General features: G+C 70.0%; 8 protein-coding genes. 6 read left to right on the top strand and 2 right to left on the bottom strand.

Going from position 1 to position 15719, the window contains the following annotated elements; translation table 11 throughout:
- Window positions 1-121 precede the first annotated feature (121 nt).
- From A5730_RS01060 to A5730_RS01050, 3 genes are read left to right on the top strand one after another with little or no spacing between them, the layout of a single operon-like run.
- Window positions 122-1351 (top strand): Mur ligase family protein, encoded by a 1230-nt coding sequence (locus tag A5730_RS01060; RefSeq protein WP_067894420.1) that lies wholly within the window; start codon window positions 122-124, stop codon window positions 1349-1351.
- Window positions 1344-2051, top strand: coding sequence for a type 1 glutamine amidotransferase (locus A5730_RS01055; RefSeq protein ID WP_067894417.1), 708 nt, complete (start codon window positions 1344-1346; stop codon window positions 2049-2051). The genes A5730_RS01060 and A5730_RS01055 overlap by 8 nt, the downstream gene beginning before the upstream one ends.
- A 1-nt stretch (window position 2052) precedes the next feature.
- Entirely contained in the window at window positions 2053-2490 is a 438-nt protein-coding gene (locus A5730_RS01050; protein ID WP_082946660.1) for a hypothetical protein, read from the top strand.
- Window positions 2491-2496: 6 nt separating this feature from the next.
- Here A5730_RS01050 and recR read toward each other — a convergent pair whose 3' ends face one another.
- The gene (gene recR, locus A5730_RS01045; RefSeq protein ID WP_067894414.1) at window positions 2497-3108 is read right to left on the bottom strand and encodes a recombination mediator RecR; all 612 of its coding nucleotides are present in this window, start codon (window positions 3106-3108) and stop codon (window positions 2497-2499) included.
- Between the two features lie 7 nt (window positions 3109-3115).
- On the bottom strand, window positions 3116-3463 hold the full coding sequence (locus A5730_RS01040; RefSeq protein WP_067894411.1) for a YbaB/EbfC family nucleoid-associated protein: 348 nt from the start codon (window positions 3461-3463) through the stop codon (window positions 3116-3118).
- A 98-nt stretch (window positions 3464-3561) separates the two neighbouring features.
- Here A5730_RS01040 and A5730_RS01035 point away from each other — a divergent pair, with 98 nt between their 5' ends.
- The 3 genes from A5730_RS01035 to A5730_RS01025 all read left to right on the top strand — a co-directional run.
- Complete coding sequence (locus A5730_RS01035) at window positions 3562-4335, top strand: Rv3717 family N-acetylmuramoyl-L-alanine amidase (protein ID WP_082946659.1); 774 nt, start codon at window positions 3562-3564, stop codon at window positions 4333-4335.
- 658 nt (window positions 4336-4993) lie between these two features.
- Window positions 4994-11206 carry a type I polyketide synthase gene (gene pks2 / locus A5730_RS01030; RefSeq protein ID WP_067894404.1) on the top strand — a complete coding sequence of 2071 codons (6213 nt, stop codon included), beginning with the start codon at window positions 4994-4996 and terminating at the stop codon, window positions 11204-11206.
- 14 nt (window positions 11207-11220) lie between these two features.
- On the top strand, window positions 11221-15719 hold a 4499-nt coding region (locus tag A5730_RS01025; RefSeq protein ID WP_156745636.1), incomplete at its 3' end, for a non-ribosomal peptide synthetase.

The raw sequence follows: 15719 nt of genomic DNA, 5'->3' as shown, positions 1-15719 counted from the left end.
TGAGGGCGACCCGCAGCGCCCGGCGCTCTGCACCGCGCTCGCGATCGCCCTGATTCGATGAGGGCGACCCGCAGCGCCCGGCGCTCTGCACCGCGCTCGCGATCGCCCTTAAACTGCCCGGGTGATCACCACCCGCGCCCGCCTTGCCCTCGCCGCGGGAGCGAGCGCGCGCTGGGCCTCGCGGGTGACCGGCCGCGGGGCCGGGGCCATGATCGGTGGCCTGATCGCGATGACCCTCGACCGCTCAGTGCTGCGTCAGCTCGCGACCGGACGCCGCACCGCCGTGGTCACCGGCACCAACGGCAAGTCGACCACCACCCGGATGACCGCCGCCGCCCTGGGCACGCTGGGCTCGGTGGCCACCAACGCCGAGGGCGCGAACATGGACGCCGGGCTGGTGGCCGCGCTGGCGGCCAACCGCGCGGCGCCGCTGGCGGCCCTGGAAGTCGACGAGATGCACGTGCCGCACGTTTCGGACGCCGTCGAGCCGGCCGTCATCATCCTGCTCAACCTGTCCCGCGACCAGCTGGACCGCGTCGGCGAGATCAACGTCATCGAGCGCACGCTGCGGGCCGGGCTGGCCCGGCATCCCGGGGCGGTCGTGGTCGCCAACTGCGACGACGTGCTGATGACGTCGGCGGCCTACGACAGCCCCAACGTGGTGTGGGTGGCCGCCGGCGGCTCCTGGGCGAACGACTCGGTCAGCTGCCCACGCAGCGGCGAGGTCATCGTCCGCGACCAGGGCCACTGGTACTCGACGGGGGCCGACTTCAAGCGGCCCAGCCCGCAGTGGTGGTTCGACGAAGAAACGCTGTACGGGCCCGACGGGCTGGCCCTGCCGATGCGGTTGGCGCTGCCGGGCGCGGTGAATCGCGGCAACGCCGCCCAGGCCGTCGCCGCCGCCGTCGCGCTGGGTGCCGACCCGGCGAAGGCGGTGGCGGCCGTTTCGGGCGTCGACGAGGTCGCAGGCCGCTACCGGACCGTCCGAGTGGGCGCGCACGAGGCGCGAATCCTGCTCGCCAAGAACCCAGCCGGTTGGCAGGAGGCGCTGTCGATGGTCGACAAGCAGGCCGCCGGGGTGGTGATCTCGGTCAACGGGCAGGTGCCCGACGGCGAGGACCTGTCCTGGCTGTGGGACGTGCGCTTCGAGCACTTCGAAGAGACCGCCGTGGTCGCCGCCGGCGAACGCGGCACCGACCTGGCGGTGCGCCTCGGGTACGCGGGGGTCGAACACACGCTGGTGCACGACACCGTGGCGGCCATCGCGTCGTGCCCGCCCGGGCGGGTCGAGGTCGTCGCCAACTACACCGCCTTCCTGCAGCTGCAACGGGCGTTGGCGCGCCATGGCTGACTCGACCGTGCGGATCGGGCTGGTGCTGCCCGACGTGATGGGCACCTACGGCGACGGCGGCAACGCGCTGGTGCTGCGCCAGCGGCTGCGGTTGCGGGGCATCCCAGCCGAGATCGTGGAGATCACGCTGGCCGACCCGGTGCCGGATTCGCTGGACCTCTACACCCTGGGCGGGGCGGAGGATTACGCGCAGCGGTTGGCCACCCGGCACCTGATCAAACATCCGGGGCTGCAGCGCGCCGCGGAGCGGGGGGCGCCCGTGCTGGCGATCTGCGCGGCCGTCCAGGTGCTCGGCCGGTGGTATGAGACGTCGGCGGGCGAACGGGTCGACGGTGTGGGCATGCTCGACGCCACCACCTCGCCGCAGGATGCCCGCACCATCGGCGAGCTGATCACCAAGCCGCTGCTGCCCGGGCTGACCCAACGGCTCACCGGTTTCGAGAACCACCGGGGCGGCACCGTTCTCGGTCCCGCGGCGTCGCCGCTGGGCGCGGTGACCAGGGGCGCGGGCAACCGGGCGGGCGACGGCTTCGACGGCGCGGTGCAGGGCAGCGTCGTCGCCACCTATATGCACGGGCCGTGCCTGGCCCGCAACCCCGAACTGGCCGACCTGTTGCTGGGCAAGGTGGTGGGTGACCTGGCGCCGCTGGACCTGCCGGAGGTGGAGTTGTTGCGCCGGGAGCGATTGGGGGCGCGCTGACGTGAGGAAAGACATCGCCAGGAGCAGTCGGCCGGGGTTGGCAGGCGGCAGCGCCCTGCTCGTCACGGCCGCATTGATCGCGCCGGTGCCCGCGCACGCCGCCCCGGAGGTGCCCAGCGGCCGGTACACCGTGCTCTATACCGACAGCGACAAGTCGACCAATTGGATGTTCGCCCCGTGCGGGTCTGATTGCACGCTGGCGACCTCGCAGGACGGCGGGACGTTCGTCATCAGCTGGGAGTTCGACCTCGCGAACGGACGCTGGACCCACAGCGGCGCGACGCAGGCGCCGTGCGCGAACGGAGCCTCCGTCCCGGCAACCGTCGACTACAGCTTCGACGCCGTGTCCCTCGCGGGTGAGGGCCGGACGACCACGGCGGACGGGTGCGGCGGTCCTGGCTCGACCGTCACGCGCCCGTTCCGGTTGATCAAATCCTGAGCGACCTCAGACCATCGCCCGGCGGCCGGCGAGCGCGCGACCGAGCGTGAGTTCGTCGGCGAACTCCAGGTCGCCGCCCATCGGTAGGCCGGACGCGATCCGGGTGACCGCCAGCCCCGGGATGTCGCGCAGCATCCGGACCAGGTAGGTGGCGGTGGCCTCGCCCTCGGTGTTGGGGTCGGTCGCGATGATCACCTCGGTGATGTCGACGCCGTCGACCCGCTCCCCGATCCGGCTCAGCAACTCGCGGATCCGCAGCTGCTCGGGCCCCACTCCGGACAGCGGATCGAGCGCACCGCCCAACACGTGGTAGCGGCCGCGGAACTCTCGGGTGCGCTCGACGGCCTGCACATCCTTGGGCTCCTCGACGACGCAGACCAGGGAGCCGTCCCGACGCGGATCCGAGCAAATCCGGCAGCGCTCGTTGTCGGAGACGTTGCCGCACACCGCACAGAACCGCACGCCGTCGCGCACCTTCCCCAGCGCCGCGGTCAGCCGGTCGATGTCCGGCGGTTCTACCGACAACAGGTGGAAGGCGATGCGCTGCGCACTCTTGGGCCCGATACCCGGCAGCTTGCCGAGCTCGTCGATCAAATCCTGGACGGGTCCTTCAAACATGAACGATCTAAAGCCCCGGCGCCGGAGCCGGTGGCTGGCCCGGCGGGGGCCCGCCGAATCCGCCGGCCAGCGCCCCCAGCCGCTCCTGCGCCATGCGGGTGACCTGCGTGGAGGCGTCGGACATGGCCCCGACGATCAAGTCTTGCAGCGTCTCGACGTCGCCGGGGTCGACCACTTTGGGATCGATCTGCACCGCGACCACCTCGCCGCTGCCCTTCACCGTCACCCGGACCAGGCCGCCGCCGGCCTCGCCGTGCACCTCGGCGTTGGCGAGTTGTTGCTGGGCTTCCATCAACTTCTGCTGCATCTGCTGCGCCTGGGCCAGCAGCGCCGACATGTCGCCTCCGGGTTGCATGACAGTCCCCTCGCATCTTGGTCTCGAGTTGGTTTCGCCTGCGGGTGTCCGGCGATTCGAAACACCCAGCGTAGACCGCGCGAGGCTACCTTTGCGCCGTGGACCTACGAGCGAGCAGGCGTGTCGGCATCAGGTTGGTCATCGGTGTGCTGGTTGCCGCTGCGGCGGCGATCACCCCGTCCACGGCGCCCGCCGCGTGGGCGGTCCCGTCCAACATCGCCGGCATGGTGGTCTTCATCGATCCCGGCCACAACGGTTCGAACGACGCCTCCATCAACCGGCAGGTGCCCACCGGCCGCGGCGGAACCAAGGACTGTCAAGCCAGCGGGACGTCGACCAACAGCGGCTATCAGGAACACACCTTCACCTGGGACACCGCCCTGCGGGTCCGCGCGGCGTTGAACGCCCTGGGCGTCCGGACCGCGATGGCGCGGGGCAACGACACCGGCCTGGGCCCCTGCGTCGACGAGCGCGCCAACATGGCCAACGCGCTGCACCCCAACGCGGTTCTGAGCATCCATGCCGATGGCGGACCGGCGTCGGGCCGGGGGTTCCACGTCAACTACTCCGCCCCGCCGCTCAACCAGGTGCAGGCCGGGCCGTCGGTGCAGTACGCCCGGATCATGCGCGACCAGATGCAGGCCTCCGGGATCCCGCCGGCCAACTACATCGGGCAGAACGGGCTGTACGGGCGCTCGGACCTGGCCGGGCTCAACCTGGCGCAGTACCCGTCGATCCTGGTCGAGTGCGGCAACATGAAGAACCCCGCCGATTCTGCGCTGATGGAGTCGGCCGAGGGCCGGCAGAAATACGCCGACGCGATGGTCCGCGGCGTCGCCGGTTTCCTGGCCTCCCAGGGCCAGGCGCAGTAGAGCGCCCGCCGCGGAAGCGGTTCTCCGCCGGGCCGTCCGACCAATCCCGGCTTAACACCTGGCTAACACACCGATCGCTTCGAGGAATTTGCCTCAACGCGGCGCGCGCCCAGGTCACCTTCTGTATGGTTTGTTGCACGCATGTCGACTTGCGGTGTGGGAGAACCGATGATCGTCACTCTGTCGACAACGACAATGACAACGCGCTCGCCGCGGCCGGTGCCAACCGGCGCGGGACGGGTCGGGGCGGGGCTTCGCCGAGGCTTCGGCCACCTGCCGGACGGGCGAGAACGCGCCCATCTGCGCTGCATGCGTGCGCCGCGGCCGGCCCAATTGAATATCGAAGCCGACGAAGGAGCGACAGCGGCCGCCCCGGCGCGGCCACCGGGATATAGGGCTTCGAGGCTGGGCAAGGCCGGATGAAATTAGCGGGCCGGACGCGTCCACTGCTGGGGCGGCAAACGGGAGCGTGGCCTTCGCGGGCATCGGGTCACTCCCGCGCGTACTGGCGGCCCGTTCTGTCGGTGGAGAACGGTGCCCATTTGCTTAGGAAGGTCACGAGCAAAGCACGGCGAGAGCACGAACGGCGGGGATTCACCAACCGATTTGGGCTCGAACGCGCGTACCGCCCCGTCGGATAAGGAGAGGGTGAACGGCCGTGGAGCTAGCGGGTGCCACTTCCACTGCTGTCATCGGCATGGCCTGTCGACTGCCGGGCGGAATCGACTCTCCCGAGCGGTTGTGGGAAGCGTTGCTGCGGGGGGATGACCTCGTCACCGAGGTGCCCCCGGAACGGTGGGACGCCGAGGAGTACTACGACCCGCAGCCGGGGGTGCCGGGTCGCTCGGTGACCAAGTGGGGCGCCTTCCTCGACGACGTCGCCGGGTTCGACTGCGACTTCTTCGGGATCACCGAGCGCGAGGCCGTCGCGATCGACCCACAGCACCGTTTGCTACTGGAAACCTCTTGGGAGGCAATGGAACACGCGGGGCTGACGCGCGAGACCGTGGCCGGCTCGCTCACCGGGGTGTTCGTCGGCTTGACGCACGGCGACTACCAGCTGCTGGCCGCCGACGCGCATGCCGTGGAGGGCCCGTACGGATTCTCGGGCAGCAGCTTCAGTTTGGCGTCCGGCCGCATCGCGTACGCGTTGGGCGTCCACGGCCCGGCGATGACCGTGGACACCGCATGTTCGTCGGGGCTGACGGCGGTGCACCTGGCTTGCCAGAGCCTGGGCAACGGGGAAAGCGACCTCGCCCTCGCGGGCGGCGCCACCGTGATCCTGGATCCGCGAAAGTTTGTGGCGGGCTCGGCGGAAGGCATGCTGTCCCCCTCCGGGAGATGTCACGCGTTCGACGTCGCGGCCGACGGGTTCGTCTCCGCCGAAGGCTGTGTGGTGGTGCTGCTCAAGCGGTTGTCCGATGCGCTGCGCGACGGTGATCGCGTCCTTGCCGTGATCCGCGGCTCCGCCGCCAATCAAGACGGCCACACCGTGAACATCGCGACCCCGTCGGTCGCCGCGCAGACCGCGGTGTACCGGGCGGCGCTGGCCGCTGCCGGCGTCGACGCCGGCAGCATCGGCATGGTGGAGACCCACGGCACCGGAACGCCGGTCGGTGACCCGGTCGAATACGCAAGCCTGGCAGCGGTTTACGGCGCGGACGGCCCCTGTGCGCTGGGCGCGGTCAAGACCAATCTCGGGCATGCCCAGGCGGCGGCCGGCCCGATCGGCCTGATGAAGGCGATTCTGGCCGTGCAGCACGGCGTGGTGCCGAAGAATCTGCACTTCACCAACCTCCCCGACGAGATGGCCGCGATCGACACCAATCTTTTCGTGCCGCAATCGATTACCCCCTGGCCCGACATCGGCCGGCATCCCCGGCGGGCGGCGGTGTCCTCCTATGGGCTGTCGGGAACCAACGCTCACGTCATCGTCGAGCAGGCGCCCGAACCCCTTGCCGATCAAATCGTTTCGCCCGAGCCGGTGGCGGCGGCCCCGCTGGTGTTTCCGCTGTCATCGAGCTCGGCCGGTGAACTGCGCCGCACCGCAGGCAGGCTGGCCGACTGGCTGGCGGCACGCGAGGACGTGAAGTTACCGGACCTGGCCTACACGCTGGCGCGTCGGCGCGCGCACCGCCCGGTGCGCGGCGCCGTCATCGCGGGCGGCCGCCCGGAGCTCATCGAGGCCTTGCGTGAGATGGCCGCCGGCGACAGTCCCTGCCAGGCCGCGACCGGCCAGGACGACCGCGGCGCGGTGTGGGTTTTCTCGGGGCAGGGCTCGCAATGGGACCGGATGGGCGCTGAATTGCTCACGGCTGAACCGGTTTTCGCCGCGACCGTCGCCGCCGCCGAGCCCCTGATCGCCCACGAGTCGGGATTTTCGGTGACCGAGGCGCTGGCCGGCTCGCAGCCCGTCACCGGTATCGATCGGGTTCAGCCAACGCTGTTCACCATGCAGGTCGCGCTGGCCGCCACCCTGCGCGCGCACGGCGCGCACCCCGGCGCGGTCATCGGACATTCCCTGGGCGAGGTCGCCGCCGCCGACGCCGCCGGGGCCCTGTCGCTTCAGGACGGGGCGCGTGTCATCTGCCGGCGCTCGCGGCTGATGTCCCGCATCGCCGGAGCCGGCGCCATGGCGTCGGTGGAACTGCCTGCCCAGCAAGTGCTTTCGGAGTTGGTCGCCCGTGGCGTCGACGACGCCGTGGTGGCGGTGGTGGCCTCGCCGCAGTCCACGGTGATCGGCGGTGCCACCCAAACGGTCCGCGACATGGTCGCGGCCTGGGAACTTCAGGACGTGATGGCCCGCGAGATCGCCGTCGACGTCGCCTCGCATTCCCCGCAGGTCGATCCGATCCTCGATGACTTGGCCGACGCGCTCGCGGAGCTGCGTCCGATGCCGCCGGACGTCCCCTTCTTCTCGGCGACGTTGTACGACGCGCGCGAGCGGCCGGTGTGCGACGCCGAGTATTGGGTGCAAAACCTCCGCCAGATGGTGCGGTTCGCCCCGGCGGTCCGCGCCGCCCTCGAGGAGGGGTACCGGGTCTTCGCGGAACTGGCGCCGCACCCGTTGCTCACCCATGCGATCGAGCAGACCGCCCGCAGCCTCGAGATGCCGCTGGCCGCGCTGGCCGCGATGCGCCGCGGCCAGCCGATGCCGCACGGGCTGCGCGGCTTCGTGGCCGAGCTGCACAGCGCGGGCGCCGCGGTCGACTTCGCCGTGCTCTCCCCGAGTGGCCGGCTGGTGGATGCGCCGCTGCCGACCTGGACCCACCGTCGGCTGTTGTTGGGCCGGGGTGAGCGGGAACCGTCGACGCGGGGAGGCACCATTGCGGTCCATCCCCTGCTGGGCGCGCACGTGCGCCTCCTGGAGGAACCCGAACACCACGTCTGGCAGGCCGAGGTCGGCACCGCCGCCCAGCCGTGGCTGGGCGATCACCAAATCCGCGACGTCGCCGTGCTTCCCGCGGCGGCGTACTGCGAGATGGCGCTGGCCGCCGCGCGCACCGTGCTCGGCGACCCCGCCGAGGTGCACGACCTGCGCTTCGAACAGGCGCTGCTGCTGGACGAGCAGACCACCGTCAGCGCCTCGGCGACGGTGTCATCGCCGGGCACCGTCGCGTTCGCCGTCGAAACCAAACAGCAAGGGCCCCATGCGACGGCGGTCCTGCGCGCCGCCGCCGACGAGCGGCCGTCCACCCGCGACGTGCCCGCGCTGCTTGCCGCCCACCCGTGCCGCGAGGACGGCGCAGAGGTGCGCGCACGCCTCGACCGGCGCGGTCTTCGGTACGGCCAGGCATTCAGCGGCCTGATCACGTTGCACACCGGTGAGCAGGAAACCGAAACCGTGCTGGCCGAGGTCACCCTGCCCGGCCAAATCCGTTCACAACAACAGGCTTACGGGGTGCACCCGGCGTTGCTCGACGCGTGCTTCCAGTCGATCGCGGCCCACCCGCGGGTGCAGGCCCTGGGCCAGGACGTGTTGGCGCTGCCGCTCGGCATCGGACGGATTCGTTCCCACGGCGCGGCCAAGACCGCCCGCTACTGCTACACGCGGGTGACCAGAGCCGACACCTCCGGGGTGGAGGCCGACCTCGACATCCTCGATGGTGATGGGGTGACCCTGCTGACGTTGCAAGGGCTGCGGTTGGGCACCGGGGCATCCGCCGCCGAGCACCACGATCGCCTGTTGGCGCAGCGGTTGCTGAGCATCGAATGGCGACAGCGGGACTTGCCCGAGGCGCAGTACGCCAACGCCGGGACCTGGCTGCTGGTCAACACCGCGAGCGATCTGGGTTTGACGGATGCGCTGAAACGCGCTGGCGGGCAATGCATCACCATGTGCTGGCCACCTGGCGCCGATCACGTCGCGGCCGCCACGGAGCTCCGCGATCAACTGCGCCGTGGCGGATTCAGCGGGATGGTGGTGCTGGCGGGATCGCGAACCGACGCAACCGATGACGAATCCCCGCGGGTGGGCTGTGAATCCGTGCAGCATCTGGTCCGCATCACCCGCGAATTCGCGGACTTCCCCGCGGCCCTTCCGCGTCTCTACGTCGTGACACGTAACGCCCAGACGGTGGTGGCCGGTGACGTGGCCAACCTGGAGCAGGCCGGGCTGCGCGGCTTGGTGCGGGTGATCGGCACCGAAAATCCGCACCTGCGCGCCACGCAGATCGACGTGGACCAAACCACCGACCCCGAGCACCTGGCCCGGCAACTGCTCAGCGGGTCGGACGAGGACGAGACGGCGTGGCGAGAGGACACCTGGTATACGGCGCGGTTGTCCCCCGCCCCGCTGCGCCCCGAGGAGCGGCGCACCTCCGTCGCCGACCTCGGGCAGGACGGGATGCGTCTGCAAATCGGCGCCGCAGGTGACCTCGGGTCAATGGAACTCGTCTCCTGCGAACGCGTTTCGCCCGGGCCGGGTCAGATAGAGGTCGCGGTCAGCGCTTCGGGAATCAACTACCACGACCTGCCGGCCGCGCTGAACGGTGACCCGCGGCGGCCGCCGGGTACCGACTTCGCCGGAGTGGTGACCGCGGTCGGCCCCGGCGTCGCCGGGCCCAAGGTGGGCGATCGCGTCGGGGGTCTGTGCGACGGGGGCTGTTGGGGCACCTTCGTCACCTGTGACGCGCGCCTGGCGGTCACCCTGCCGGCCGGGCTGTCCGACGAAGCGGCGGCGGCGGTTCCGACGTCGCACGCCGTCGCGTATCACGGATTACACCAGCTGGCCCGCATGAAGGCCGGTGATCGGGTTTTGATCCACTCCGCGACCGGTGGGGTCGGGCAGGCGGCGATCGCGATGGCCCGCGCCGCGGGCGCCGAGGTCTTCGCCACCGCCGGCAGCGAGGCGCGCCGGGAACTGTTGCGAGACAACGGCATCGATCGCGTGTACGACTCGCGAGACACCGCTTTCGCCGAACTGATACGCCGGGACACCGATGGGTACGGCGTGGACATCGTGCTCAACTCGGCGCCCGGCGCAGTCCAACGGGCCGGAATCGAATTGCTCGCGCCCGGAGGGCGATTCATCGACATCAGCGGGCACGAGGCCCGCCTAAGCCAATTCCCCGCGCGCAACCTCGCCTTCCACAGCGTGGATGTCAAGTTGCTGGCGGCCAGCCAGCCAGACCACGTACATGCCCTGCTGACAACGGTGTACCGGCTGATAGCGGACGGCGCGCTCCCGACGCCGAGCAGCACGCACTGCCCGCTTGCCGAGGCCGACAGCGCCCTTCGCATGATGCAGAGCGCCCGGCACATCGGCAAACTCGTGCTCGACGTACCCCACAGCGGCATGCGCCGGGTGGTGGTGCCGCCGGCCCAGGTCCCCGTCTTCCGACGCGATGGCGCCTACCTCATCACCGGCGGGCTCGGGGGCCTGGGGCTATTCCTGGCGGAGAAGATGGCGGCCGCTGGCTGCGGCTGCATCGTGCTGTGCTCGCGATCCCAGCCAACACAGGACCAACTGGAGACCATCGAGCGCATCCGGACGAGCGGTACCGACGTCGCGGTGGAGTGCGGCGACATCGCCCAGCCCGGCACCGCGCAGCGTCTGGTCGCCGCCGCGACCGCCACCGGCCTTCCGGTGCGTGGGGTGCTCCACGCGGCCGGGGTTGTTGAGGATGCCACGCTGGGCAACATCACCGACGACCTTGTCGAGCGTGGCTGGACGCCAAAGGTTTACGGCGCATGGCACCTGCACACCGCCACCGCCGGCCAACCCGTGGACTGGTATTGCTCGTTTTCCTCCGCCGCGGCGCTGGTGGGCTCCCCGGGGCAGGGCGCCTACGCCGCGGCCAACAGCTGGCTCGACGCCTTCACCCACTGGCGGCGGGCTCAGGGCCTGCCGGCCACCACCATCGCCTGGGGCCCCTGGGCGCAGATCGGGCGGGCCACCGCCCTGGCCGAAAGTTCCGACCTGGCAATCCATCCCGACGAGGGCGCCTACGCATTCGAAGCGCTGCTGCGCCACGACCGCGCCTACACCGGGTACGCGCCCGTCACCGGCTCCCCATGGTTGCAGCTCGTGGCCGAGCGCAGCCCGTTCGCCGAAGCGTTCCGGTCCGCGGGGAACCCCACGGGCACAAGCAAGCTGCGCGCCGAACTCGACGGGTTGCCATTGGATGAATGGCCCACCTCGCTGCGTCGCCTGATCTCCGACCAGGTCAGCCTGATCCTGCGCCGCAGCGTCGACCCCGATCGCCCGCTCTCCGGATACGGCATGGACTCACTCGGTGCGCTCGAACTGCGCACCCGCATCGAATCCGAAACGGGGGTGCGCATCCCATCCGCTGACATCTCCACTATCACGATCCGTGGTCTGGCGGCCCTGCTGTGCGAGAAGCTCGCGCCCGCGGAGGTCGCCTGATGTCGAGCACATCGATGCAAGCCGACGAGCGCCGACTTCCGCTGACACCGGGACAGCTGGACATCTGGCTCGCCCAGGAAACGGGCCGCTCCGCGACCGACTGGCAACTCGGCCTGTTCGTGAAGATCGAGGGCCGGGTCGAGCGGAAACCCCTTGAGTGGGCGATCCGCCGAGCGCTGCGCGAGGCCGAGCCCGTCAGGGCCACGTTCTTCACCGAGGACGGCCAGGTTCTGCAGAAGACGATCGATGAGCCCGACGTCGAGCTCGCTTTCCATGACCTGCGCGGCTCGGATCACGCCGTACAGGAGGCCCGCGAAATCGCGGCATCGATTCAGCGGGCGCCCATGCCCCTCACCGGGCCGCTGTTCAAATTCGCGCTCTTTCAGACCGCACCCAACGAGTTCTATTGGTTCACTTGCTGTCACCACATCGTCGTCGACGCCTCCGGCATCGCGCTGATCGGCCATCGGATCGCCACGCTCTACTCCGCGGTCATGTCGGGTGCACCGATGCCACCGGCGTTCTTCGGTTCGCTCGAGGACTTGGTCAGCTCCGAGGCGGAATACGAGGCCTCGACCGATTACCTGAAGGATCGAGACTATTGGGCTGAAAACCTGCCAACGACAACGGGGTTCGATAGGTTTGCGCGCGACGGCGGTGAGCGCGGCCCATACCGGTCCTCCGCCCCGGTTGCGCTCGATCCGGTGGTCCTCCGCCGCGTCGACGAGCTGTCGCACGCGTGGGATATGCCCCGCTCGTCAGTAATCACCGCCGCGTGCGCCCTGTTGATGCGCGCGTGGTGCGGCGACCGCTCGGAGGTGGTGCTCGACTTCCCGGTGAGTAGGCGGGTTTCCCCGGAGTCCAAGACCCTTCCCGGAATGCTCTCCGGGGTCGTTCCGCTGGTCTTGAACGTTGCGCCGGAAGCTACGGTGAGCGATTTCTGTCGCCACGTCGACACCAGAATTCGGGAAGCGCTGCGGCATCAGCGCTTCCCGGTAGGAGCGCTGGAACGCAAAGCCCGGCCCGGTGACCCCCGCCAGGTCACCCAGCGAGTGAGCATCAACTTCCTTCCCGCTGCGATGGCGCTGGACTTCGCCGGCCTGGCGGCGTCGGCCTCGTACACCAATTCGGGCCTCGCGGACGGCCTGGGGTTGTTCTTCTCCGCCGCCGGTGACCAACTCTTGTTCGGCATCGAAGGCGCCGGACAACAATTCCCGGACTTTGCCGTCGCGGACATCGCGGAGCGGCTGCGGCGGGTGCTGGCGGCGATGACCACCGACCCGGGGCGGGGCCTGTTGTCGATCGACCCATCCGACGCCGAGGAGGCCGCGCGGCTGGACGGGTGGGGCAACCGCGCGATATTGACCCGGGCCACGGTGCCGGCGACGATTCCGGAGTTGTTCGCCGGCCAGGTGGCGCGGGCCCCGGAGGCGGTGGCGGTGACCTTCGAGGGCCGCTCGACGACCTACCGGGAGCTCGACGAGGCCGCTAACCGGTTGGCGCACCGGCTGATTGACCACGGGGCCGCACCGGGCGGCTGCGTCGCACTGCTGTTGCCCCGGTGCGCCGATGCGGTTACGGCGATGCTTGCGGTGCTCAAAACCGGTGCGGCCTACCTACCGATCGATCCGGGTCTGCCGGACGCCCGAATCGGGTTCATGCTGGCCGACGCCAGCCCCGTCGCCGTCCTGACGACCGTGGGCTTACGGCCACGGGTGGACGGCCGCGAGGTGACCGTCATCGACGTCGCCGATCCGGCGGTGGAGGCCCGGACCGGCACCACGCTGCCCGCGCCCTCGGCGGACGATGTCGCCTATCTCATTTACACCTCCGGGACCTCCGGCGCGCCGAAGGGTGTTGCGGTCACGCATCAGAACGTGACGCAGCTCTTGCGATCGCTGTATTCGGACCAGCCGGGACGGGCGTGGGCGCAGTGGCATTCGTTGGCCTTCGACGCCTCGGTGGAAGAGATCTTCAGTGCGCTGTTGTTCGGGGGGCGGCTGGTGGTGGTCCCCGAAACGGTGGCCGGCTCACCGGACGAGCTCCGCGCCCTGCTGGAGGCCGAGCGGGTCGACGTGTTGAGCCAAACCCCCTCCGCCTTGGCGGTTCTGCCGGCCGAAAGTTTTCCGGCGGCAGCGCTATTGGTCGCAGGCGAGGCATGCCCGGGCGAGATCGTGGACCACTGGGCGCCGGGACGGGAAATGGTGAACGGCTACGGCCCCACCGAGACCACGGTGTGCGCGTCCAGGAGCGCGCCGCTGGCGCCGGGCTCGGGTGCGCCGCCGATCGGCGCACCGGTGCCGGGGGCGGCGCTGTTCGTCCTCGACGGCTGGCTGAGGCCGGTGCCGGTCGACGTGGTCGGCGAGTTGTATGTCGCCGGCCGCGGTGTGGGCGTCGGGTATTGGCGCCGGACCGGCCTGACTGCGTCACGGTTTGTCGCCTGCCCGTTCGGGCCACCCGGAACCCGCATGTACCGCACCGGGGACCTGGTGCGGTGGGGCAGCGACGGGCAGCTGCACTACCTCGGTCGTGCCGACGAACAGGTCAAGATCCGTGGCTACCGTGTCGAACTCGGCGAGATACGGGCCGCGTTGGCCGGGCTGGACGGCGTCGATCAGGCGGCGGTGATCGCCCGCGAAGATCAACCCGGCGCCCAGCGCCTGGTCGGCTACGTCACCGGGACGATCGACCCGGCCGCTGCGCGAGCCGAGCTGGCCGATCGGCTGCCCGGCTACATGGTGCCCGCCGCGGTGGTGGTACTGGAGGCGCTGCCGCTGACCGTCAACGGCAAGCTCGACACCCGGGCGCTGCCGGTGCCGGAATTCGCCGATGCCAATCGATTTCGCGCACCCGCCACCGCCGTGGAAGAGGTGCTGGCCGGGGCCTACGCCCAGGTGCTGGGGCTCGAGCGGGTCGGCGTCGACGAGTCGTTCTTCGACCTGGGCGGCGACTCGCTGTCGGCCATGCGTCTCGTCACCGCCGTCAACAAGTCGTTGAATGCCCGCCTTTCGTTGCGCACCCTGTTTGACGCGCCCACGGTCTCGCTGTTGGCACCCCACCTCGCCGAGGACGGGACCGCGCGTCAACCGTTGGTGGCGGGCGAACGGCCGTCCGTGATTCCGTTGTCGTTTGCGCAGAGCCGGCTTTGGTTCCTCGCGCACTGGCAGGACCGCGCCGCCACCTACAACATGCCCACCGCGTTCCGCATCAGCGGGCCGTTGGATCTCGAGGCGTTGGCTGGTGCCCTCGACGATGTCATCGAGCGCCACGAATCCCTGCGAACCGTGTTTCCCGACACCGGCGGTGTCCCGTTCCAGCGGGTGTTGCCGGCCGAACGCGGCATGTGGCATCGCGGGGACGCGGCGGTGGTGCCGTTGCCGGAGGACGAGCTGGGCGCCGAGTTGATTGCGCTCGCCGGTTATCGGTTCGACCTGTCGACGGACATCCCGATTCGTGTGCGCGTCTACTCGGTCGGTGCAGGCCGGCATGTGGTGGGAATCGTCCTACACCACATCGCCTTTGATGGGTTATCGCTGGCGCCGATGGTGCGGGACATCGGCGCGGCGTATGAGGCTCGGCGGCAGGGCCGCGCGCCCGACTGGGCTGATTTGCCGGTGCAGTACGCGGATTACACGCTGTGGCAGCGGGCCCAGTTCGGTGACCTCGAGCAAGGCGGCGGTCCGATCGCCCGCCAGTTGGCGTTTTGGCAGGATGCGCTGGCCGGGATTCCCGAACGCGTGGAGTTGCCGACGGATCGGCCGTATCCGGCGGTGGCCGATCAGTGCGGGGATACGGTGGCGGTGGATTGGCCCGCGGAGCTGCAGCAGCGGGTGCGCGCCGTAGCACGCGAGTGCAACGCGACGAGTTTCATGGTGGTCCAGGCCGCGATGGCGGTGCTGCTCTCGCGTCTGAGCGCGAGTCCCGATGTGGTGCTCGGCTTTCCGACCGCCGGTCGCGACGACCCGGCGCTCGACGATTTGGTCGGGTTCTTCGTCAATACGTTGGTGCTGCGGGTGGATGTGACGGGTGATCCCACCGTCAGCGAGTTGCTCGGTCAGGTACGCCTGAAAGGGCTTGCCGCGCTTGAGCATCGAGACGTGCCGTTCGAGGTGTTGGTGGAGCGGCTCAATCCGGTGCGGTCGTTGGCGCATCATCCGCTGGTGCAGGTGATGTTGGCCTGGCAGAACCTGCCCGGTGATCCCGGGGCTGAGTTGGCGTTGGGTGATTTGCGGGTGACCCAGTTGCCGGTCGACACCCGGACCGCGCGGATGGATCTGACGTTCAACTTGGCCGAGCGTTACACCGATGCCGGTGAGCCGGGCGGGATTTCGGGGGCGGTCGAGTTCCGCACCGACGTGTTCGATCCGGGCACCGTGAGCATGTTGGTGGAGCGGTTGCGGCGGGTGTTGGTGGCGATGACCGCTGATCCGGGCACCAGGTTGTCGGCGATTGATGTGCTCGAGGAGGGTGAGCGGGACCGGCTGGATGGGTGGGGTCATCGGGCGGTGTTGGG

The organism is Mycobacterium sp. ACS4054 (genome assembly GCF_001667275.1).
Taxonomy (GTDB): Bacteria; Actinomycetota; Actinomycetes; order Mycobacteriales; family Mycobacteriaceae; genus Mycobacterium.
The sequence above is the reverse complement of the archived record's forward strand: the minus strand, read 5'-3'. Positions and strand labels throughout refer to the sequence as shown.